This is a genomic window from Rhodococcus sp. LB1, assembly GCF_001583455.1.
GTDB classification, from domain to species: Bacteria; Actinomycetota; Actinomycetes; order Mycobacteriales; family Mycobacteriaceae; genus Rhodococcus_F; species Rhodococcus_F opacus.
The window spans coordinates 1-872 of sequence record NZ_LTCZ01000206.1 but is presented as its reverse complement, the minus strand read 5'-3'; the positions used below and the strand labels follow the sequence as shown (position 1 = coordinate 872).

The 872-nt window shown below is 68.2% G+C and carries 1 protein-coding gene and 1 pseudogene; both read left to right on the top strand.

Features of this window, described 5'->3' with window-relative positions; translation table 11 throughout:
- Nucleotides 1–454: pseudogene (locus tag AZG88_RS25545) on the top strand (zinc-binding dehydrogenase); the annotation flags it as partial.
- 35 nt (nucleotides 455–489) lie between these two features.
- Nucleotides 490–872: aldehyde dehydrogenase family protein (locus AZG88_RS25540; protein WP_156517619.1), on the top strand; the 383-nt coding region annotated here is incomplete at its 3' end.

Below are 872 nucleotides of genomic sequence, written 5' to 3'. Positions count from 1 at the left end.
GTCATGGGCGCCGTCGTCCGGGGCTGCAGCACCATCATCGCCGTCGAACCGCACCAGTCGAGGCGCGACCTCGCCCTCGAACTCGGCGCCACCCACGTGCTCGACCCCGCCGCCGGCCCCCTCGCCGAGCAGGTCCGGGCCATCATCCCCGCCGGGGTGGACTACGCCATCGACACCTCCCGGCAAGATCGGTCTCATCGGCGTGCCCGCCGACCCCGAATCCTCGGTTCCGCTGAACATCATCAACTCCCTTGCCATGGGCCTGACCATCACCGGAATCATCGAGGGCGACAGCGTTCCCGACGAGTTCATCCCCGAACTGGTCGATCTGTACAAGGCCGGCCGGTTCCCGCTCGACAAGCTCGTCACCACGTTCCCCTTCTCGAAGATCAACGACGCCGTCGACGCCCAGCACCGCGGCGAGGTCCTCAAACCCGTCCTCGTCCACGACTGACCGCTCACTCCCGAACTACTCACGAAGGACACCCGATGACGATCGACTACCCCGATCTCTACATCCGCGGCGGATGGGCACGGCCGTCCGGCGACGCGACCATCCCGGTCATCTCCCCGACCACCGAGCAGCGGATCGGCTCGGTACCCGAGGGCATCGAGACCGACGTCGACGACGCGGTCGACGCCGCCCGCGCCGCGCTCACCGAATGGGCATCGTGGAGCGCCGCTCAGCGCGCCGAGGTGCTGGGCCGCTTCGCCGACGAACTCGAATCCCGCGCCGAAGACACCGCCATCCGCGTGAGCAGCCAGAACGGTATGCCCATTACCCTTGCCCGGCAGTTCGAGGGCGGCTTCCCGCCCGTCCTGCTGCGCTACTACGGCGAGATGGCGGCCAAGCAGGAAGACGAGATCCGGCC